This window comes from Pseudoalteromonas shioyasakiensis, assembly GCF_022398475.1.
GTDB lineage: Bacteria > Pseudomonadota > Gammaproteobacteria > Enterobacterales > Alteromonadaceae > Pseudoalteromonas.
Genome location: NZ_JAKEVM010000048.1, coordinates 1 through 19595 on the forward strand (window position 1 = coordinate 1; position 19595 = coordinate 19595).

General features: G+C 41.4%; 20 protein-coding genes. 8 read left to right on the forward strand and 12 right to left on the reverse strand.

Annotated elements, in window-relative coordinates:
* Positions 1 to 263: 263 nt before the first annotated feature.
* From acuR to L1D51_RS10340, 3 genes are all read left to right on the forward strand, one after another.
* A complete protein-coding gene (acuR, locus tag L1D51_RS10330) occupies positions 264 to 896 on the forward strand; it encodes an acrylate utilization transcriptional regulator AcuR (protein ID WP_055021350.1) in 633 nt (210 codons plus the stop codon).
* Between the two features lie 61 nt (positions 897 to 957).
* Positions 958 to 1950 carry an acrylyl-CoA reductase (NADPH) gene (gene acuI, locus L1D51_RS10335; RefSeq protein WP_239963615.1) on the forward strand — a complete coding sequence of 331 codons (993 nt, stop codon included), beginning with the start codon at positions 958 to 960 and terminating at the stop codon, positions 1948 to 1950.
* 90 nt (positions 1951 to 2040) lie between these two features.
* Complete coding sequence (locus L1D51_RS10340) at positions 2041 to 2457, forward strand: VF530 family protein (RefSeq protein ID WP_055021352.1); 417 nt, start codon at positions 2041 to 2043, stop codon at positions 2455 to 2457.
* Between the two features lie 210 nt (positions 2458 to 2667).
* Here L1D51_RS10340 and L1D51_RS10345 read toward each other — a convergent pair whose 3' ends face one another.
* Positions 2668 to 2910, reverse strand: coding sequence for a hypothetical protein (locus tag L1D51_RS10345; protein ID WP_239963616.1), 243 nt, complete (start codon positions 2908 to 2910; stop codon positions 2668 to 2670).
* A 186-nt stretch (positions 2911 to 3096) separates the two neighbouring features.
* On the opposite strand from L1D51_RS10345, the gene gloA reads away from it, so the two are divergent.
* Positions 3097 to 3627, forward strand: coding sequence for a lactoylglutathione lyase (gene gloA, locus L1D51_RS10350; RefSeq protein ID WP_239963617.1), 531 nt, complete (start codon positions 3097 to 3099; stop codon positions 3625 to 3627).
* 190 nt (positions 3628 to 3817) lie between these two features.
* Here gloA and L1D51_RS10355 read toward each other — a convergent pair whose 3' ends face one another.
* The 11 genes from L1D51_RS10355 to L1D51_RS10405 all read right to left on the reverse strand — a co-directional run bounded on the left by L1D51_RS10355 (position 3818) and on the right by L1D51_RS10405 (position 15197).
* Complete coding sequence (locus L1D51_RS10355; protein WP_239963618.1) at positions 3818 to 4231, reverse strand: hypothetical protein; 414 nt, start codon at positions 4229 to 4231, stop codon at positions 3818 to 3820.
* A gap of 139 nt (positions 4232 to 4370) precedes the next feature.
* Positions 4371 to 5042, reverse strand: coding sequence for an RDD family protein (locus tag L1D51_RS10360; protein ID WP_055021355.1), 672 nt, complete (start codon positions 5040 to 5042; stop codon positions 4371 to 4373).
* A gap of 39 nt (positions 5043 to 5081) precedes the next feature.
* Positions 5082 to 6902 carry a protein kinase domain-containing protein gene (locus L1D51_RS10365; protein WP_239963619.1) on the reverse strand — a complete coding sequence of 607 codons (1821 nt, stop codon included), beginning with the start codon at positions 6900 to 6902 and terminating at the stop codon, positions 5082 to 5084.
* Positions 6903 to 6957: 55 nt separating this feature from the next.
* On the reverse strand, positions 6958 to 7446 hold the full coding sequence (locus L1D51_RS10370; RefSeq protein ID WP_054561512.1) for a hypothetical protein: 489 nt from the start codon (positions 7444 to 7446) through the stop codon (positions 6958 to 6960).
* Positions 7447 to 7554: 108 nt separating this feature from the next.
* Positions 7555 to 8316 (reverse strand): SDR family oxidoreductase, encoded by a 762-nt coding sequence (locus tag L1D51_RS10375; RefSeq protein WP_055021357.1) that lies wholly within the window; start codon positions 8314 to 8316, stop codon positions 7555 to 7557.
* A 9-nt stretch (positions 8317 to 8325) separates the two neighbouring features.
* Positions 8326 to 9216, reverse strand: coding sequence for a 3-hydroxyisobutyrate dehydrogenase (gene mmsB, locus L1D51_RS10380; RefSeq protein WP_054561514.1), 891 nt, complete (start codon positions 9214 to 9216; stop codon positions 8326 to 8328).
* A gap of 17 nt (positions 9217 to 9233) precedes the next feature.
* Positions 9234 to 10376, reverse strand: coding sequence for an enoyl-CoA hydratase/isomerase family protein (locus L1D51_RS10385; RefSeq protein ID WP_239963620.1), 1143 nt, complete (start codon positions 10374 to 10376; stop codon positions 9234 to 9236).
* Positions 10376 to 11155 carry an enoyl-CoA hydratase gene (locus L1D51_RS10390; RefSeq protein ID WP_055021359.1) on the reverse strand — a complete coding sequence of 260 codons (780 nt, stop codon included), beginning with the start codon at positions 11153 to 11155 and terminating at the stop codon, positions 10376 to 10378. Before L1D51_RS10390 ends, L1D51_RS10385 begins: the two co-directional genes overlap by 1 nt.
* A gap of 10 nt (positions 11156 to 11165) precedes the next feature.
* Positions 11166 to 12323 carry an acyl-CoA dehydrogenase family protein gene (locus L1D51_RS10395; RefSeq protein WP_239963621.1) on the reverse strand — a complete coding sequence of 386 codons (1158 nt, stop codon included), beginning with the start codon at positions 12321 to 12323 and terminating at the stop codon, positions 11166 to 11168.
* 110 nt (positions 12324 to 12433) lie between these two features.
* Positions 12434 to 13924 (reverse strand): CoA-acylating methylmalonate-semialdehyde dehydrogenase, encoded by a 1491-nt coding sequence (locus L1D51_RS10400; RefSeq protein WP_055197193.1) that lies wholly within the window; start codon positions 13922 to 13924, stop codon positions 12434 to 12436.
* A gap of 91 nt (positions 13925 to 14015) precedes the next feature.
* Positions 14016 to 15197: a thiolase family protein gene (locus L1D51_RS10405; protein ID WP_055021360.1), complete on the reverse strand. Its 1182-nt coding sequence runs from the start codon at positions 15195 to 15197 to the stop codon at positions 14016 to 14018.
* Between the two features lie 341 nt (positions 15198 to 15538).
* Between L1D51_RS10405 and L1D51_RS10410 the strand changes: the two genes are divergently transcribed.
* From L1D51_RS10410 to L1D51_RS10425, 4 genes are read left to right on the forward strand one after another with little or no spacing between them, the layout of a single operon-like run.
* Complete coding sequence (locus L1D51_RS10410) at positions 15539 to 15973, forward strand: MerR family transcriptional regulator (RefSeq protein WP_054553803.1); 435 nt, start codon at positions 15539 to 15541, stop codon at positions 15971 to 15973.
* Between the two features lie 44 nt (positions 15974 to 16017).
* Complete coding sequence (locus tag L1D51_RS10415; protein WP_054561519.1) at positions 16018 to 17193, forward strand: isovaleryl-CoA dehydrogenase; 1176 nt, start codon at positions 16018 to 16020, stop codon at positions 17191 to 17193.
* Between the two features lie 9 nt (positions 17194 to 17202).
* On the forward strand, positions 17203 to 18810 hold the full coding sequence (locus L1D51_RS10420) for a carboxyl transferase domain-containing protein (RefSeq protein WP_239963622.1): 1608 nt from the start codon (positions 17203 to 17205) through the stop codon (positions 18808 to 18810).
* Between the two features lie 10 nt (positions 18811 to 18820).
* Positions 18821 to 19591, forward strand: coding sequence for an enoyl-CoA hydratase/isomerase family protein (locus L1D51_RS10425; RefSeq protein ID WP_062569055.1), 771 nt, complete (start codon positions 18821 to 18823; stop codon positions 19589 to 19591).
* Positions 19592 to 19595: the final 4 nt, after the last annotated feature.

The following is a 19595-nucleotide window of genomic DNA, read 5'->3' on the forward strand; positions in this document are numbered from 1 at the left end:
AATTGACAATAACTAACGTGCTGATGCTCAAATGAATTAACATTTTAAATGACTAAGTGGTCGTACCTCTTTAACTAAAACCATCTATTAATACACTTAAATTCAGCTAAAAACGATACAGCTCTTCTAGCTTCATTATTTGAGACCAAGCCAATTTCGGCAAAGTTCCCAATTAAATTGTAATCATGACAAAATTATGAAGATTACAATTTAGTCAATTTAATGCTTGCATATTAAAAACCGATCGGTCTAATATAGTCGGTATGGAAACAAATAACTCTGTGCCAAGCCGTCGTGGCAGGCCACCAAAAATAGCGCGTTCAAATGCAGATACCCGCGCCCTTTTGATTAATACGGGGCTAGCTGTATTAACCGAAAAAGGCTTTAGCGCAACCGGCATTGATTTAATATTAAAATCAGCTCAGGTACCTAAGGGCTCTTTTTATCATTACTTCAAAAGTAAGAATGATTTTGGCTTAGCACTCATTGATGCTTACGACAGCTATTTTCAGGCAAAGTTAAAACGCCACCTAAACAACGATTCAACAACCCCTCTTGAGAGGATTGTGCTATTTGCCAATGACGCCAAGCAAGGCATGGCAAAGTTTGAGTTTAAACGCGGCTGCTTAATAGGTAATTTAAACCAAGAAATCAGTCACCTTGATGAGCCTATGATTGACCGCATAAAACAGGCTTACGCCAACTGGCAAGCTTTAATCGAGCAATGCTTAGTTGATGCTAAGAAGCAAAAGCAAATTCCTCAATCATCAGATTGCAAAATGCTTGCTGAGTTCTTCTGGATTGGCTGGGAAGGCGCAGTGATGCGCTCTAAACTTGATAAATCAAGTGAACCGCTTACCCTTTATACAGCACAATTTTTACGCTTAATTTTATAAAGCCGTTTAAATACGGTTTTATTTTAACCATTAAAAGACGATCGGTCTAAAAGGAGTCAACATGACAACATCAGTAAAATCGGTAGTTATAAACAAAGATGATCAAGGCTACCGTGCCGAATACACAGACTTTCCTGTAGAAAGCATCCACCAGCAAGATGTAAATATTGATGTTGACTACAGTACATTGAATTACAAAGATGCCCTAGCCATTACAGGTAAAGGACCTGTGGTAAGAACATTTCCTATGATCCCCGGGATAGACCTTGCAGGCACAGTAACAGACTCTAAAAGCGATGAATTTAAAGTAGGTGATAAAGTTCTGTTAAATGGCTTTGGTGTTGGGGAAAAATACCTAGGTGGTTTGAGTTCAAAAGCGTCTATGAGTGCTGATTGGATCATCCCCCTCCCTGCTAATTTAACACCAAAACAGGCTATGCAAATTGGTACTGCAGGTTATACGGCAATGCTGAGTATCATCGCTTTAGAAAAACAAGGTATCACACCCCAAAGTGGCGAAATTCTTGTTACCGGTGCTAATGGCGGCGTGGGTAGTTTTGCTATCTATTTGTTAAATAAACTAGGTTTTGATGTAGTTGCGACAACAGGACGAATGAACGAAGCAGATCACCTTGAAAAATTAGGCGCAAAACGCGTTTTATCTCGCGAAGAATTCTCAGCACCTGGGAAACCACTCTCTAAAGAGCAATTCGCTGGCGCAATTGATTCTGTGGGTAGCCACACCCTTGCAAATGTGTGTGCATCGATTAAATACGGTGGTGTTGTAACAGCGTGTGGTTTAGCACAAGGTATGGACTTTCCAGCAACGGTAGCGCCGTTTATCCTTCGTGGCATTAGTCTAATGGGTATAGATAGTGTAATGCGCCCTAAAGCTGACCGAATTGAAGCATGGCAACGTCTAAGTGAGTTAGTTGAAGCTCAGTACCTCGATGCTATTTCGCAAGAAATTCCACTTTCTGAAGCCGTTGCAAATGCAGAAGCCTTATTAAAAGGTGAAATTCGCGGCCGTGTAGTGGTCAATTGTAAAGAATAAGCTCGAATATAAACATTCTTAGCAAGTTAGCTATAAAACTAGGGTAAAGGCAATTATACTTACCCTAGTTTTGTAATACCGGACAGTCTAATGAGTAATAAAGAAATTTTCAGCAATAACCCACTGCAAGGTGTTGGTATCGAGCAAGTAGTGACAGAGCTTGTCGAACAATATGGCTGGGAATTACTCCACGCCTATATGCGTTTGAACTGCTTTAAGAATAACCCTGATGTAAAATCTGCGGTTAAGTTTTTACGTAAAACCCAATGGGCTCAAGAAAAAGTCGAAAACTTTTATTTGTATCGTCTTAAAAATTTACCACGCCCAGACGATGTAAACTATGAATTGCCGCCGCGCGATCGTGTGATCCCTGCTGATCAAAAACCAGGTGAACCATGTGAGTTAAGTTTTACTGACGCTAAACGTATTCACGCTAAAAAAGAAGCCAAGCAAAAAGCCCGCACCCGTAAACAACGTTCAAGTGCGAGTAATCCTTGGGGTAATTAAGCTTTAGCTCTGAGCTATAAGCTTTTAGCTGTTAGTTGAAATAAGCCGCCTTTAAGGGCGGTTTTTTATTTGAGTTAGCAAGTTAGCAAGTTAGCAAGTTAGCAAGTTAGCAAGTTAGCAAGTTAGCAAGTTAGCAAGTTAGCAAGTTAGCAAGTTAGCAAGTTAGCAAGTTAGCAAGTTAGCAAGTTAGCAAGTTAGCAAGTTAGCAAGTTAGCAAGTTAGCAAGTTGAGAATTGAAGGGCGATATCTAAATTCTGATAAATAACCAATTATTGTCAGCAAGAAAGCAGAGTTGAAATCACAAGCAATAAGCATGTCAAAAAGTCCACCTTCACGTGTCAACCATAAAAAAGCAATGATACAGATAGACATAGTCCACAAAACCTTTGGAGTGCTGGCGTATTCACCAAAGAACCGTTGTGAAAAGCTTCTTTTATTTTGCAAATCTTCCATAATGTGCTCGCTATTCCATTTGTGCGTTAGTTCAAAAACTCCGTTACCTATCTTCAATTTATAGCACCATGATTTTTAACTTACCATAGTACAAAGGGCTCATAGTTTATCTGTTATTAATCGAAGCGTAACTTGAATATGTTAGACTGAGTTAATCATCATTAATGTAATTAAAAAAGGATGTGTATGTCTAACTACAACGAATCACCTGAACAAATCGCAAATGCAACGCAAGATTTCGTGATGCAACAAACAATGTTGCGCATTAAAGATCCAAAGCCTTCTTTAGATTTCTACCAAAACGTTTTAGGCATGAAGTTACTGGGTAAATATGACTTCCCTAAAATGGAGTTTACGCTGTACTTTTTAGGTTATGAGCAAGAAATGCCAAAAGGCACAGCTAAAGAAAAAGCACAGTGGGTGTTTCGTCGCCCTGCTCTTATCGAGCTTACACACAATTGGGGCACAGAAAACGACGACAGTTTTGCTGGTTACCATAGTGGTAATGATGAACCAAAAGGCTTTGGTCATATCGGTATTAGTGTGCCAGACGTATATGCAGCATGCGAGCGTTTTGCAAGATACGATGTTGAGTTTGTAAAAAAACCAGACGATGGCTCTATGAAAGGTCTAGCCTTTATAAAAGACCCAGATGGTTATTGGATAGAGATACTTTCTGCTGAAGGGATCACTGAGATAATTGAAGAGCATAAGTAAAAGCCAATTACCCACAAACCTGCTATTTAGCAGGTTTTTTAATTTACGCTTTTGATATGTAGTAGTCAGTGTTTGTATGTTTTGCATTAGCAAGTGAATGTCAGGCTCTATAAAAAGCTTTTTATTTGAAATGAATAAAAAACACTGTAACTTTTAGCGAGTAGCCATCGTTTTTTAAATACACTTATAATTAGAGAAAGTGCCAAGAAACATCATAACAAGGGCCATTTAAATCATATTGCAGTTCTTGATCATTCCGGGTAAAGGTCGCTGTAGCTTTAAATTTAAAGTTTGACGTATCTTTTCTGTTAATTGCCAAAGCATGCTCTATTTCATCCCATCTTTTAGATATACCACCATGCCCAGGATGACTATCGGCTTTTAATTCACCTGACTGATATTTTTTATTCCATTTAACAAAAATTTGCCATTGCTCAATCTCTAATTGAAGTTCAGATTCCGATATTAAATAAAGAGAAAACTCATCAGTAAATCCACTGTCATCATTGAAGTCTGAAACAAACCTGTAATGTCTCCCCTCAATAGATGTGATACCCCCTCTTGGCCCATCATAATATAAATTCTCGACAAGGACTTTAGACATTAGCATTCACTGAAAGCCTTTAGATAAATTGAAAGGATGAATAAACAATACCTATTATTAGCCACTACAAAAAGAACTAACGACTACATCATTAGGTAATTAAGGTGTTTTTTTACGGTTGTCATTGTAGATCTCCTTATTACAATCTAACAACAACCGTTCTACCGATGAAGTCATGTATTGCACGACGCTTTTCATTAAACAGCATGGTTATAAATTCTGACAATGCCCAAACTGTAGCTAATGAATTCAGACCCATAATTAAATAAGTTAAAACCGCAGGTACGCTACCAAGTTGTTGTAACGATATTGAAATAGAAAAAACTAATAGTATCCAAGACGAGTTAATAGCAATATTAACAGATTCTCTGCGAACCGATTGCTTAAGCGTAATGCTCGTTTCGGTTTCATGATTGAGGACTTTAACATCCATGACCATCTTGCCAAGTGTTTGACCATAAAACCCATGCATGAAAACAACATAGCCAATGTACTGAAAGCCATTAACAGCTTGTAAAATCGAGTTTTCGTAAGAATATTCAACGTCAAAGAGTAAGCATTCGATATAAAGTAATGCTGTAAAAATTAAGCCATCAATAATAGCAGCCCAAAAACGAGGCCAAAAAGTAGCATACCTTTTACTCGTTTCTAGCTCTTCAAACTCTGCTTTTATTTCTGGGTCTTTTAATTTATTTGCAATCTCTAATTCTAACTCTTGCGCTCTTTGTGGGAAGCTTTCTTTATCAATATACTTTTGAGCATCTAATAGCTCATCTAATGAATAATTTTTATAATTTGGGCTGTAGTCCATGTTTATTATTCTCCTTAACTGCTTGAATCAGGTTAGCTTTTAGCATTCCACTCTTTTGGGATCTCGCGGATAAAACTCATCGGGCTGTTTAGTACATAAATTAAATTCACGGGTATTTTTGTAAGGTAGCTTCATAAAGCCTGCCACACCTACATCTGTGATATTAACTGCGTACTGCATAAGCTTACTTAATAAGCGTTTAAATTCAGGCTCTTTACTGGCATCAAGCAAACGATAGTAATGATGTATTTTCATCCTATCAGGTAAGGCTTCGAAAATGATACAGCCCGTGTGGTGTATTTGGTTTAGCTCAAATACGCACTTTATAACCTTTTTCGGGAGCTGTAATTGCTCATCAGGGTCTTTACCATCTTCAAAGTAAGAGTGTGGCCTGGTTACGTCTGAGGCTTGTACATCCATTACTTCGTAATCAAGCTCAGGTAAATTCTCAAACTTAAACGCACCTGTGCCATCACGCTCGAGCTGAATGGTTTTACGCGCATCAAACAAGCAACATTTAAAGAGACCTTTTTGTTCAATCCCCTGTGCTAACATCACCGTGTTGTTAATCGCATCGGTAAACGCAGTGCCAAGCGTTTCATCATGCAGAATAAGGGAAGACTCGACAAACAGTGAGTTTTCTTTCCAATGAAAACTCAAGCCCCCTACTACTGGGTATTTTGCTAATCGGCTTATTGAGGCCAAAAATGCTTTTTCGGTGTCGCCGGTATCAAATAAAAACTCTTTGTAGTATCTGTCGAGCTGGGCATCGTTTACATCTAGTAATTGTTGATTATGGTCCGCTTGTCTTAAAAATTGCTTACGAGAGCTATATACCACCGTGTCTGGGTGTTCATCAAACTCACTAAACCAATAAGGAATATACGGGCGAATGACTTTACGGGGCAGCTCAGGGAGGTAAGCTTTAGCCATTGTAGGCATGTTTCGCATAAAATAATCACCTGCGCCATCTCTGGTTGCCTTATCTTTTGAAAGCATACCGTCAATAACCCGGGCAAGCTCCATAGGTAAATTCAGGCTTGTAGCCGGAATAACCGCAGCACCAAATCTACAAGATTGTGCAGAGGCCAATGCATAAAGGGTTGAGGCAACACCTTGTTCATCAAAACGTGGCGATGACTGCCCGCCTGACATTTGCTCATCACCAATAAAGTACACATCACCCATACGTGCATTAGTGGTACTGATATCAGCAGACATAAGATCCATAAAATTGCTGGCAACCGGATTACCATCAGCATCTATTTGTGCATAAACAGAGCTGCCCCAGTCTACCAAAGACAACTTGTTAGTTTGTTCATCATAAACGATGTTAGAGGGTTTAATATCGCCATGCACAATTGGCTGTGGGCTTAAGCCATTTTTGTGTTCACGTAAATCTAAAAGCACATTACGTAGCCTAAGTGCCAGCGCCATAACTTTTGCTGCACTAAAACGCCCCTGTTTAATGGAGATTTTTTCTAAGTCTTCACCTAGAGCGCGCTCCATCATTAAAATGCCTTGCTTTTTAATGCGTTCAAAGGCATAAAATTTTGGCACGAGCGGATTATTAACTTGCGAGAGCATGTACGCTTCGTCTTCTAAACGGTCACGTACACTTTGTGCAAGGGTTATACGTGAAAACTTAAATACCCAAGGTAAGTCTTCATCATCAACACCGGCAAAAACAAATCCAAACGCACCAGAGCCAATTAATTCAACGTCACTGTAACCAAGCAAAGTAAGCTGTTTAATACAAATATTAAGCCATTGGCGGTGCTTTTTAGCATCATGGTGAGACAGTAAATAAACAGACTGTTCTTCATTGATATAAAAATTGCGGATTTGTTTGGGATTCACTACATCTCTCAAAGTTAAGCGGCTTTTAACCGCTTAATTATTGAATGCTAGGCAGTTAATTACAAGGCTTTTGCTCTTCGATGATCCAGCCATGATTTTTAAAAACTATTTCGGAAAAAATTAAAATGGCACCAGCAAGTAAAATTAGCTCGTTCAGTGATATTGCTTCTGCCATGAATACCCATCCCAAAACAAAAAAAGCTAAGAGATCGAGATACCTGAAATACCAAGCGACTTTTCGTGTTTTACCGTATGTGAGTCTGTAGCGCTGAACTAATTCACCTTCACACTCTAATGAAATAACGGCTGAGAACTTAAAAAAGGGTTTAACCCTTACACACAACTGACAGGCTTTACCATCAATACTAAACTCATGAACAGATTTAGTTTTAAAGTTACGTGATTCTGCTATTAATTCACCGTCTACTTTCAGTACTTCTTTTCCTGAATAAGCCGAACCCCAGTATTCAATTAAATGTTCACCTAGTTTGAAGTTAGCTTTGATTCCCTTGCTCATTGATACTGTAATGCCATCAGTGTTCATAACAAATCTCCTTATCATTATGAATTTAAAATACTTTAAAAATAAAAAAACGGCAAGCTAGGCTTACCGTTTTGGTACTTTCAATGGGTAAAGGGTTACCTTTTGAAATTAAAGGCGAATACCGCCATCAATTTCAACAACACGACCTGTAAAGAAGTCATTCTCTACAATGTATTGTGCTGTTTGGGCAATTTCTTCTGCTTCACCAAAACGACCCACTGGCGTTACCGCCATCATGCGTTGTTTTGCTTCTGGTTTCATTGCATCTGTCATTGCTGTGCGAATAACACCTGGTGCGATTGCACCAACACGGATACCAAAGCGACCTAATTCTTTCGCCCAACCCGTTGTCATCGCAACAACACCAGCTTTAGACGCAGCATAGTTTGTTTGGCCAATGTTACCAGCACGGGCAACACTCGACATATTAACAATAACGCCACCTTTGCTAGACTCAATCATGTGGCTCGCAGCTTCACGACCTGCTAAGAATACACCGGTCAGGTTCACATCAATAACAGATTGAAATTGAGCTAACGACATTTTATCTACCACTTTGCCTTCTTTTGCTTTGATAAACATACCATCGCGTAAGATACCTGCGTTATTAATTAACACGCCGATATGGCCAAAGTCTTTGTTAATAGTGTTGAACGTTGCTACCACAGCATCTTCATCTGTAACATTAGCAGCATACGCCATAACTTTTGTACCATATTTAGCAAGCGCTGATACTGCAGTATCAAGAACGTCTTGTTGCATATCGATAAGGGCGATGTTCGCGCCAAGGGATGCAAATTTCTCGGCCATCGCAAAGCCTAAACCTTGCGCACCACCGGTAATTACGATGTTGTTGTTTTTAATTTCCACAACAATCTCCTACTTCGAGAATAATTTAAAAATAGCGCTAAAATCATCACTACCCGCACCTTGATGCTGAAGCATAGTGTATAGATTCTTCGCCATTGACCCCATTGGGGTAGATGAATTACTTTGCTGAGCCGCTTCCATAGCAAGACCTAAGTCTTTTGCCATCAAATCAACCATAAAGCCAGGTTTATAATCATTACTTGCTGGTGCTGTTTCCATTACACCAGGGCATGGGTTGTAAAGCTCAAGCGTCCAGTTACGGCCAGAGCTTGCAGTCATGATGTCACTTAACACTTTTGGATCAAGCCCGTTGTTAATGCCCATTTGTAGTGCTTCGCTAGTACCAGCCATTAAAATGCTTAGCAGCATGTTGTTACATATTTTTGCGACTTGGCCTGCACCAATATCACCAGCATGAAAGATGTTTTTACCCATATCTGCTAAAGCCAGTTTGGCTTTTTCAAAGTGGCTTTGCTCACCACCGACGATAAAGGTTAAAGTACCCGCTGTTGCACCTGCAACACCACCTGATACAGGTGCATCAACAAAATCAATGCCTTTTTGAGCAAGTTCGCTACCCACTTGACGCGCTGATTCTGCATCAATGGTTGAGCAGTCAATCACTAAAGTTTTGCTATCAAGTAAGTTGATAAGGCCTGTTTCGCCTAAATAAAGAGACTTAACGTGTTTGCTTGCTGGTAGCATACTGATAAAAATATCAGCGCCAATGGCACACTCAGCTGCATCGGTAGCAGCAATTGCACCTTTATCGGCAAGCTCACTGACCGCTGCTTTATTTAAGTCAAATACACGAACTGTATGACCTGCATTGACAAGGTTTGCCGCCATTGGGCCACCCATGTTGCCTAAACCAATAAATCCTATTGTTAATTTAGCCATTTGTTTACCCCTTCGACTTAAGATGACGTTAATGAGTTTAGTGGGTGAGATTGCTCATCCCAGCGTGCTGTAAAGAAGCTATCTACAACTGCTTCGTCGATATCGCTAAGCGATTTAAACTGCCAGTTAGGTGCACCGTCTTTGTCGATTAATAGCGCACGAACCCCTTCTTGAAACTCGCCTACTTCGCCACAGCGTACTGACATACCTAGCTCCATTTTAAAGCACTGTGCTAACGTCATCTCTTTTGAATTAGCTAATTGACGTTCAACCAGCGCACAACTAAGCGGACAACCATGTGCTAATGACTTTTGCGCACGGGTAAGCCATTTGTCTTCAGTTTGTAAAGCTTGAATGTAGTCAATTTTTCCCTGCAATGAATCAAACTCAGCCAGCTTTTGAATAACCGCTAAGTTATCTTTTACATTGCCTTTAGGAACACGGCCTGAAATATTATCAATCGAGATTAAAATGTTAGTCAGCTTTTCGTGATTTAATGAGGCTGTTTTGCCCCATTTTTCAGCGGTGATAGCCGTTAAAATAGCGTCATATTTATCTGCTGTTGCATAGTGATCAGCAAGATTAACAAACAAGGCATCTTCAGCATTGATAGACGCCGCAGTTAACCCTAAGAATAGACCCACTTGCTCAGGCATTTTATGTAAGAAGTAACTGCCGCCAACATCTGGGTATAAACCAATGGTTAGCTCAGGCATTGCAATACGCGATGTTTCTGTTACCACTCGGTGACTTGCCCCAGCCATTAAGCCAAGGCCGCCACCCATAACAATGCCATTACCCCAAAGTAATATTGGCTTTTTATAACAGTGAATTAGGTAGTCTAATTTGTACTCAAGGGTAAAAAAGTCTTCAATGTAGTTAGCAGGCTCACCTGTGCTCATTGCTTTATGCAGGCTTACTACATCGCCACCGGCACAAAATGCTTTTTCGCCAGCCCCTTTTAGCACGACCATGGCAACGGCGTCATCGTCAGCCCATTTTCTAAGCTGAGGCTCAAGCAGTTGGATCATGTCGTAATTTAAGGCATTTAACGATTTCGGCGCATTGAGTGTCGCAATTGCAATGAGGCCACTCTCGGCCTCTGCAGTTTCAAACACCACAGGCGCATCTTGATGATTTAGTAGTGTTAGGTTAGTCATTAGCCATTTACCCAATTTGCTTTACGCTTTTCTAAGAACGCATTCACGCCTTCTTTTTGGTCTTGCGTATCAAACAACTGAACAAATAGCTCACGCTCTAATGGCAACGCATGAGCCATAGGTTGTGTGCGACCTTTTTGAATAAGTTCTTTACATGCAGTCACAGCAACCGGGCTTTGTTCACCAACTTGGTTAGCAAGTTTCATTGCTGCAGCTAAACTTTCGCCAGCACCAACCACTTCTTCAACAAGGCCAATTTCGCGTGCTTTTTCAGCTTTTAGGCGCTCGCCACATAAGATCATGCGTTTTGCCCAACCTTCACCAACAAGCCATGCAAGGTTTTGCGTACCACCAGCACAAGGCAACAAGCCAACTTTCGCTTCAGGAAGTGCCATTTGAGCTTGCTCTTCAGCAATACGAATATCACACGCAAGAGCCACTTCTAGACCACCGCCCATGGCATAACCATTAATAGCCGCGATTGATACACCACGGAAATTAGTTAATGCTTCAAATGCATCACCAAACACTTTTGACATAGTGGCAGCAACGCCTTTGTCACCGCTGGCAAACACGTTTAAATCGGCACCTGCACTAAAGAACTTTTCACCTTGACCTGTAATCACTAATGCATAGACATTTTTGTTAGCATTTAGCTCGGTCACAGTGTCTTTAAGCGCGGTTAATGTATCTTGTGTCCAGGTATTCGCTGGCGGGTTATTCATAGTTAAAACCGCTACGTTACCTTCAATATTTAAATCAATCGATGGATTAGACATAGGTTACTCCTTATAGAATGTCGCCAGCTGACTCAGCTAAGATACGACGTGCGATAATCACACGCATGATTTCGTTTGTGCCTTCAAGAATTTGATGCACACGTACGTCTCTGAAATGACGCTCTAATGGGTATTCTTTGATGTAACCATAACCACCATGAATTTGTAGTGCGTCGTCACATACTTTAAAACCAACATCTGTAGCAAAACGTTTTGCCATCGCGCAGTAAGTGGTTTTTTCGCTGTCACCGGTATCTAGTTTAAATGCGGCTAAGCGCACCATTTGACGAGCTGCAACAAGCTCGGTGTTCATGTCGGCAATTTTAAATTGCAGTGCTTGGAAAGCAGCTAATGGCTTACCAAATTGCTCACGTTCTTTTAAGTATTCGCGCGCAGTATTAAGAGCTGCTTGTGCTGTACCTAATGAACAGGTAGCAATATTAATTCGGCCACCATCTAGGCCTTGCATTGCAAACTTAAAGCCTTCGCCTTCTTGGCCTAGTAAGTTAGACGCAGGAATTCTGACACCTTCAAAGCTAATTAAACGTGTTGGCTGTGCATTCCAGCCCATTTTTTCTTCAGCTTTACCGTACTCAATACCTGCTGCGTCAGCAGGCACAACAAATGCCGAAATACCGGCTGCGCCTTCACCACCAGTGCGCGCCATAACTACAAGTAAATCAGTTTCACCAGCACCCGAGATAAACATTTTAGAGCCTGAGATCACATACTCATCGCCCTCTTTTACCGCTTTAGTTTTTAGTGATGCTGCATCAGAGCCAGAGCCAGGCTCTGTTAAGCAGTAAGAAGCAAGTAACTCACCCATGACTAATTGCTCACAGTACTGAGCTTTAACATCTTCAGTACCAAAGCTTGCAATCATCCAGGTTGCCATATTATGAATTGTCAACATAGCGGTGGTTGCTGTACAACCCATTGCAAGCTGTTCAAAGATAATGCTTGAATCTAAGCGAGATAAACCTAAGCCGCCCGCTTCTTCTGGGGTATATAAACCACAAAAGCCAAGCTCACCGGCTGCTTTAATGGTGTCTTTAGGGAAAATGTGTTCTTGGTCCCACTTAGCAGCATGTGGAGCAAGTTCAGACTCTGCAAACTGACGGGCTGTTTCAGCAAACGCTTGCTGATCTTCGGTTAAATTAAAGTCCATAGTAGACCTCTATTTTGTTGTCTTATTCTTGTGTGAATAACGATTGTTGTCGTTTAAATGTGTGTTCTTTGAGCGAGCATGTGCTCGCTCAGCAGTAAATTAATTACGGCTTATTTAAGGTTGATACTCATGTTCGGACCTGAGGCGATATCATCCTCGAACCAACGTGAAGTAATTGTTTTCGTTTCTGTGTAAAAACGAATACCTTGCTTACCATAGGTGTGTTGGTCACCGTAGAATGAGCCTTTCCAACCTGTGAATGAGAAAAACGGTAGTGGCACAGGAATTGGCACATTGATACCAACTTGACCTACTTCGATTTCATGTTGGAATTTACGTGCAGCTGCTCCACTTGATGTGAATAACGAAGTACCGTTACCGTAAGGCGAGTTATTGATAAGCTCAATCGCCTCTTCAAGAGTATCTACAAACATACAAGCCAGTACAGGACCAAAGATCTCTTCTTTGTATAAATCCATCTCGGTTGTTACATCAGTAAATAGCGTTGGACCAACCCAGTTACCTTGCTCGTAACCTTCAACAGTAAAGTCAGAGCCATCAATTAAGCACGTTGCACCTTGTTCTTTACCACTTGCGATAAGTGATAAAATACGATCTTTAGCTGCTTTTGATGTTTGTGGGCCGTAAGCCGCGTTAGCATCATCCCATACACCAGGGCGTACGTTTTCAAAGCCTGCTTTAATTTCATCAACCCAGTCTTTTGCTTGACCAACGAATACAGCAACCGAAATACCCATACAGCGCTGACCTGCAGCACCTACAGACGCACCTACAAGGTTGTTTACAACATGCGATTTACTTGCATCAGGCATAATAACCATGTGGTTTTTTGCACCTACACAAGCTTGCACGCGTTTAAGGTTTGCTGTGCCTTTTGAATAGATGTATTCACCTACACCACACGAACCAACAAATGAAATAGCACGTACTGCTGGATCTTCTAATAAACGGTCAACTTGTGGTTTTGTACCATGAACAACTTGTAACACCCCTTTTGGTGCACCTGCTTCAACAAATAGTTCAGCTAAACGCATTGGTGTTAGTGGATCTTGCTCTGAAGGTTTCAAAATAAAGGTGTTACCACACACAATAGCCAGTGGGAACATCCATAATGGGATCATCGCAGGGAAGTTAAATGGCGTAATACCCGCACATACACCTAGTGGCTGCATGTAAGAATAAGTATCGATTTTACGCGCTACGTTTTCCATTGTTTCGCCCATCATTAATGATGGTGCATTGGCTGCTTGCTCAACAACTTCAATACCACGCCAAACATCACCTTTGGCGTCTTCAAATGTTTTACCCAGCTCATGACAAATGATCGTCGCAAGCTCATCATGGTTTTCTTTTAGTAGTGCTGCGTATTTCATCATAATGCGCGCACGTTCAGAAATTGGCACTTCTTTCCATGTTTTAAATGTTTCTTTTGCAGAGGCAATGGCTGCATCCATTTCAGCATCTGTTGCACACGGAACTTGAGCTAACACTTCTTGGTTTGCAGGATTGATAACATCAATCAGCTGCGATGAACTTGATTGGGTAAATTCGCCGTTGATAAATAAAGGTACTTGGTGCATGAGGCACTCCTCCCCAGTGGGTATAAAGAGGCCGCAACATGATAGTTTTTAAAATACGTTGCGGCTGTGAGAGATTAAAATTCTAAAGCGATTAAAGAGCTTCAACTGCCATAGCAACAGCTTCACCACCACCGATACACAATGAGGCAACACCTTTGCTAAGACCACGATTCTTTAATGCATGAATTAAGGTAACTAAGATACGCGCGCCGCTTGCACCGATTGGGTGACCAAGTGCACAAGCACCGCCGTTTACGTTTACTTTGCTTTCATCAAGTTTTAACTCGTTAATTGCAAGCATAGTCACCATGGCAAACGCTTCGTTGATTTCCCATAAATCAACATCATTAATAGACCAACCGGCTTTTTCTAAAAGCGATTGCATCGCGCCAACTGGTGCTAAAGTAAATTCGCTTGGTGCTTGAGAATGTGTGCTGTGAGCAACAATACGGCAAAGTGGTGTTAAACCTTGTGCTTTAGCATCAGATTCACGCATTAACACAAGCGCTGCTGCACCATCAGAAATTGATGACGAGTTTGCAGCTGTAATAGTGCCGTCTTTTTTGAATGCAGGACGTAAACCTGGGATTTTATCAGGACGTGCATTGCCTGGTTGCTCATCAATCGCAACGGTCACATCACCTTTGCGTGTAGAAATAGTGTGCGCGGCAATCTCGTTTGCAAATGCACCTGTCTCAATCGCACTATTTGCTTTAGTCAGTGAGCTAAGTGCAAAGTTATCCATTTGTTCACGACCAATTGAATACTGATCGGCAGTGTCTTGTGCAAAACAACCCATTGCTTTGTTGTCGTAAGCATCTTCAAGGCCATCACACATCATGTGATCTTTTACTTCGCCATGGCCCATACGCATACCTGAACGTGCATTTGGTAACATATAAGGGGCATTACTCATGCTTTCCATGCCACCAGCAACCGCTGAGTTGATAGAGCCTGATTTAATTAAGTCATGGGCAAACATTGCAGCTTTTAAGCCAGAGCCACATACTTTATTGATTGTTGTAGCGCCAGTACCTTGATTAAGACCCGCTTTTAACATTGCTTGGCGTGCAGGTGCTTGACCAAGACCAGCTGGTAATACACAGCCCATAATCACTTCATCAATCTTATCGGCAGATAAACCGGCTTGCTCTAAGCTACTTTTAATAGCTGTAGCACCTAAATCAGTTGCGTGTGCACCACTTAGTGCGCCCATAAAACCACCCATAGGGGTACGTTTTGCGGCAACAATAACAACGGCTTCAGTAGTCATAATTGGCTCCATGTAAGTGGTTATCATCATGTGTTCAAATCATGTGTAACCAAACAGTTAATTTGTTATAGTTTAATTTCGATTTAATTCAGCATACATAATATTTACGTTTACGCCAACGTAAATCTAAAATCAACATTTTTGCGGCCGGTAAAACTGTAAACTTATCTGTATTTTGTTGTATGAAAAATCGAACATCTGCTTACAAGGCTAGATAAATAAAGCTTTTCAACAAATCCAACCAGTTATCTTTATAAGTCTAAAGTATAACTCCCAAATCCCCCTTTACCTTTACGTAAACTTCACTTATATTGGTGTTATTCGAATGAGGTAAATAAATCATGAAACAAGACAATCAAACAAACTTTGAAAGCGCAGCAGTTGAACCTGCTAGCAATGAGCAAACGTTTAGTATCAGCGAACTAGCAAAAGAATTTGATATAACGACCCGCTCTATCCGCTTTTATGAAGACCAAGGCTTGATCTCACCTGATCGCAATGGTCAAACCCGTATTTATTCAAAACGCGACAAAGTAAGATTAAAACTTATTCTACGCGGTAAACGCTTAGGTTTTACCTTGGCTGAAACGGGTCGTTTGTTTGAACTGTACGATGCAGACAAATCAAGCGCTAAGCAGCTAGTCACTATGCTTGACCTTATCGCAGAGAAAAAAGCGGACCTAAGCCAACAAATGGACGACATTAAAGTTGTACTAATGGAATTGGTTACAGCAGAACGCCGCTGTCGTGAAACCCTTAATAATTTAGACGAATAACCTGACAACAATCTCGTCAACAGACTCTCACAGGAACACACATTATGAGCACTATTTCACTTTATAAAGAAATGAACTTCGGACTTGGCGAAACAGCAGACATGATCCGCGATCATGTAAATAGCTTTGCTAGCCAAGAAATTGCCCCACTTGCAGAACAAACAGATGTAGACAATGCCTTCCCTAATCAACTTTGGCCACAGCTTGGCGAAATGGGTTTATTAGGTATGACAGTACCTGAAGAATTTGGCGGTGCTGGCCTTGGCTACCTTGAACATGTTATTGCAATGGAAGAAATTAGCCGTGCAAGTGCATCGATTGGTTTAAGTTATGGTGCTCATTCAAATTTATGTGTTAACCAAATTAACCGTAATGGGTCTCAGGCTCAAAAAGAGAAATACCTACCTAAGCTTATCAGCGGTGAACACATTGGTGCCCTTGCGATGAGTGAGCCAAATGCGGGTTCTGATGTTGTATCAATGAAATTAAAAGCTGAGAAAAAAGGCGATGTATTTGTACTTAACGGTAACAAAATGTGGATCACTAATGGTCCAGATGCCGATACCTTTGTTATCTACGCAAAAACAGATTTAAATGCCGGCCCTAAGGGCATAACAGCGTTCATCGTAGAACGTAACACGCCAGGATTCTCTACTGCACAAAAGCTAGACAAACTTGGTATGCGTGGCTCTAACACCTGTGAATTAGTGTTCGAGAACTGCGAAGTACCAGCAGAAAACATTCTAGGTAACTTAAACGAAGGCGTAAAAGTACTTATGAGTGGCCTTGATTATGAGCGTGTTGTTTTAGCTGCAGGCCCGCTTGGTATTATGCAAGCATGTATGGACATTGTGGTTCCTTATATTCATGAGCGTAAACAATTTGATAGCCCAATTGGTCAATTCCAACTTATTCAAGGCAAAATTGCTGACATGTACACGCAAATGAATGCAGCTCGTTCATACGTTTACACGGTAGCTCGTGCATGTGACCGCGGCGAGACAACGCGTAAAGATGCCGCTGGCGCTATTTTATATGCAGCAGAGCTTGCAACTAAGATGGCCCTAGATGCTATCCAAATCTTAGGTGGTAATGGTTATATCAACGAATATGCGACTGGTCGCTTATTACGTGATGCAAAACTATATGAAATTGGCGCAGGTACTTCAGAAATCCGCCGCATGCTAATTGGTCGCGAATTATTCACTGAAAGCCGATAGGACCTTGTTATGACGATTTTAAAATCGAGTGTAAATCCACACGATCCGCAATTTTTGCAAAATCACGACAACATGGCAGCGCTCGTAAGTGATTTACGTGAAAAAGTCGCTGATATCCGTTTAGGTGGAGGCCCTGCCCTGATTGAGCGCCACCAAGGCCGTGGTAAGTTATTTGTTCGTGACCGTATTGAAAAGCTACTTGATGAAGGCTCGCCATTTTTAGAGATTTCTCAATTTGCTGCCTTTGGTGTGTATGAACAAGCTATTCCTTGTGCCGGTGTTGTGGCTGGTATTGGTCGTGTGAAAGGCGTTGAATGTATGATCATCGCCAATGATGCAACTGTAAAAGGCGGCACATACTTTCCACTAACGGTAAAAAAACACCTACGTGCTCAAGATATCGCAGAACGTTGTCATTTACCGTGTATTTATTTAGTTGATTCAGGCGGTGCAAACCTGCCTGAACAAGATGATGTATTTCCAGATAAATTACACTTTGGCCGTATTTTCTATAATCAGGCTCGTATGTCTGGTAAAGGCATTCCACAAATTGCAGTCGTAATGGGTTTATGTACCGCAGGTGGTGCTTATGTACCAGCGATGGCTGATGAAAGTATTATCGTAAAAGAGCAAGGCACAATTTTCTTAGCTGGTCCGCCACTGGTTAAAGCAGCTACGGGTGAAGAAGTGAGTGCTGAAGAGCTAGGTGGTGCTGATGTTCACTGTAAAACATCCGGTGTTGCAGACCACTATGCTGAAAACGATGCCCATGCACTTTCTATCGCTCGCCAATGTATTGAACGAATTAATTATCAGCGCCCTACTGCACCATTACTTGATGATGTTAAACCGCCGCGTTACGACATTAACGAAATTTACGGCATTGTGGGTACTGACCTTAAAAAGCCATTTGATGTACGCGAAGTAATTGCTCGTGTTGTTGATGATTCATCATTTGATGAATTTAAACGCTACTTTGGCGAAACCTTAGTAACCGGCTTTGCAAAAATCTTTGGTCACCCTGTAGGTATTGTTGCTAACAACGGCATTTTATTTAGTGAATCTGCGCAAAAAGGCGCGCACTTTATACAACTGTGTGCACAACGCAAAATCCCATTGGTGTTTTTACAAAACATTACTGGCTTTATGGTTGGTAAAAAATACGAAGCTGAAGGCATCGCCAAACATGGTGCGAAGATGGTAACCGCTGTGTCATGTGCTGATGTGCCAAAATTCACCGTGTTAATTGGTGGCTCGTATGGTGCAGGTAACTACGGTATGTGTGGCCGCGCGTTTGAACCTACCATGATGTGGATGTGGCCAAATGCCCGTATCTCTGTAATGGGTGGTGAACAAGCGGCTGGCGTTCTTGCACAAGTTAAACAAGATGGTTTAGCCCGTAAAGGCGAAAGCATGACTGATGAGCAGGTCAGTGAGTTTAAAAAGCCAATTATCGAGCAATACGAAAAACAAGGTCATCCATATTACGCCAGTGCCCGCCTTTGGGATGATGGCATTATCGATCCTGCTGATACTCGCAATGTATTAGGGCTTGCCTTAAGTGCAGCTAAAAATGCACCAGAGCGCGATTCTCAGTTCGGCGTATTTAGAATGTAATGGAGGCCTTATGTCAGTAACACTCGAAATAACAAAATCAAATGTGGCTGTACTGGTACTAAGTCGCCCAGAAAAACACAATGCATTTAACGAAGAAGTCATCAGTGAGCTGATCCGTTTAATTGAACACGCAAATAGCTGTGATGTACGCGCACTGGTTTTAAAAACCGAAGGTAAGCACTTCTCTGCTGGCGCTGATTTAAACTGGATGAAGTCGATGGCTGGCAATGACTTTGCAGAAAACTTAGCGGATTCTATGCAGCTAGCAAAACTTATGAAAGTTCTTGCTACAAGCCCACATCCAACAATTTGTGCCGTACAAGGTGCTGCATTTGGCGGTGCATTAGGCTTAATTGCGTGTTGTGATATCGCAATTTGCCAAGACGATGCACAGTTTTGTTTAAGTGAAGTAAAGCTGGGTCTTATTCCTGCTGTTATCAGCCCTTATGTCATTAAAGCCATTGGTGAACGCGCTGCACGTCGTTATTTTTTAACGGCAGAGATTTTTGACGCGCATACTGCTAAGCAACTGGGTTTAATTCACCAGATCACCGGCGATTTACAAACAGCGCTCGATAAACACTTACAAAACCTTGTCAACAATGGTCCTGTTGCTGTTAAAGCAGCGAAGCAGCTAATCAATGATGTCGCTGGCAACGTAATAGATGATGCGCTAATTGAGTTAACCGCTGAGCGCATTGCGCGGATTCGTGTATCTGAAGAAGGCCAAGAAGGCCTAACTGCATTTTTTGAAAAACGTGCCCCTAACTGGCAGAAATAGGAAC

Excerpts from the sequence above, each read along its gene's own strand:
- acuR (WP_055021350.1), top strand. The coding sequence starts at position 264 with ATGGAAACAAATAACTCTGTGCCAAGCCGTCGTGGCAGGCCACCAAAA.
- acuI (WP_239963615.1), top strand. The coding sequence starts at position 958 with ATGACAACATCAGTAAAATCGGTAGTTATAAACAAAGATGATCAAGGC.
- L1D51_RS10340 (WP_055021352.1), top strand. The coding sequence starts at position 2,041 with ATGAGTAATAAAGAAATTTTCAGCAATAACCCACTGCAAGGTGTTGGT.
- L1D51_RS10345 (WP_239963616.1), bottom strand. The coding sequence starts at position 2,910 with ATGGAAGATTTGCAAAATAAAAGAAGCTTTTCACAACGGTTCTTTGGT.
- gloA (WP_239963617.1), top strand. The coding sequence starts at position 3,097 with ATGTCTAACTACAACGAATCACCTGAACAAATCGCAAATGCAACGCAA.
- L1D51_RS10355 (WP_239963618.1), bottom strand. The coding sequence starts at position 4,231 with ATGTCTAAAGTCCTTGTCGAGAATTTATATTATGATGGGCCAAGAGGG.
- L1D51_RS10360 (WP_055021355.1), bottom strand. The coding sequence starts at position 5,042 with ATGGACTACAGCCCAAATTATAAAAATTATTCATTAGATGAGCTATTA.
- L1D51_RS10370 (WP_054561512.1), bottom strand. The coding sequence starts at position 7,446 with ATGAACACTGATGGCATTACAGTATCAATGAGCAAGGGAATCAAAGCT.
- mmsB (WP_054561514.1), bottom strand. The coding sequence starts at position 9,216 with ATGGCTAAATTAACAATAGGATTTATTGGTTTAGGCAACATGGGTGGC.
- L1D51_RS10385 (WP_239963620.1), bottom strand. The coding sequence starts at position 10,376 with ATGACTAACCTAACACTACTAAATCATCAAGATGCGCCTGTGGTGTTT.
- L1D51_RS10390 (WP_055021359.1), bottom strand. The coding sequence starts at position 11,155 with ATGTCTAATCCATCGATTGATTTAAATATTGAAGGTAACGTAGCGGTT.
- L1D51_RS10395 (WP_239963621.1), bottom strand. The coding sequence starts at position 12,323 with ATGGACTTTAATTTAACCGAAGATCAGCAAGCGTTTGCTGAAACAGCC.
- L1D51_RS10400 (WP_055197193.1), bottom strand. The coding sequence starts at position 13,924 with ATGCACCAAGTACCTTTATTTATCAACGGCGAATTTACCCAATCAAGT.
- L1D51_RS10405 (WP_055021360.1), bottom strand. The coding sequence starts at position 15,197 with ATGACTACTGAAGCCGTTGTTATTGTTGCCGCAAAACGTACCCCTATG.
- L1D51_RS10410 (WP_054553803.1), top strand. The coding sequence starts at position 15,539 with ATGAAACAAGACAATCAAACAAACTTTGAAAGCGCAGCAGTTGAACCT.
- L1D51_RS10415 (WP_054561519.1), top strand. The coding sequence starts at position 16,018 with ATGAGCACTATTTCACTTTATAAAGAAATGAACTTCGGACTTGGCGAA.
- L1D51_RS10420 (WP_239963622.1), top strand. The coding sequence starts at position 17,203 with ATGACGATTTTAAAATCGAGTGTAAATCCACACGATCCGCAATTTTTG.
- L1D51_RS10425 (WP_062569055.1), top strand. The coding sequence starts at position 18,821 with ATGTCAGTAACACTCGAAATAACAAAATCAAATGTGGCTGTACTGGTA.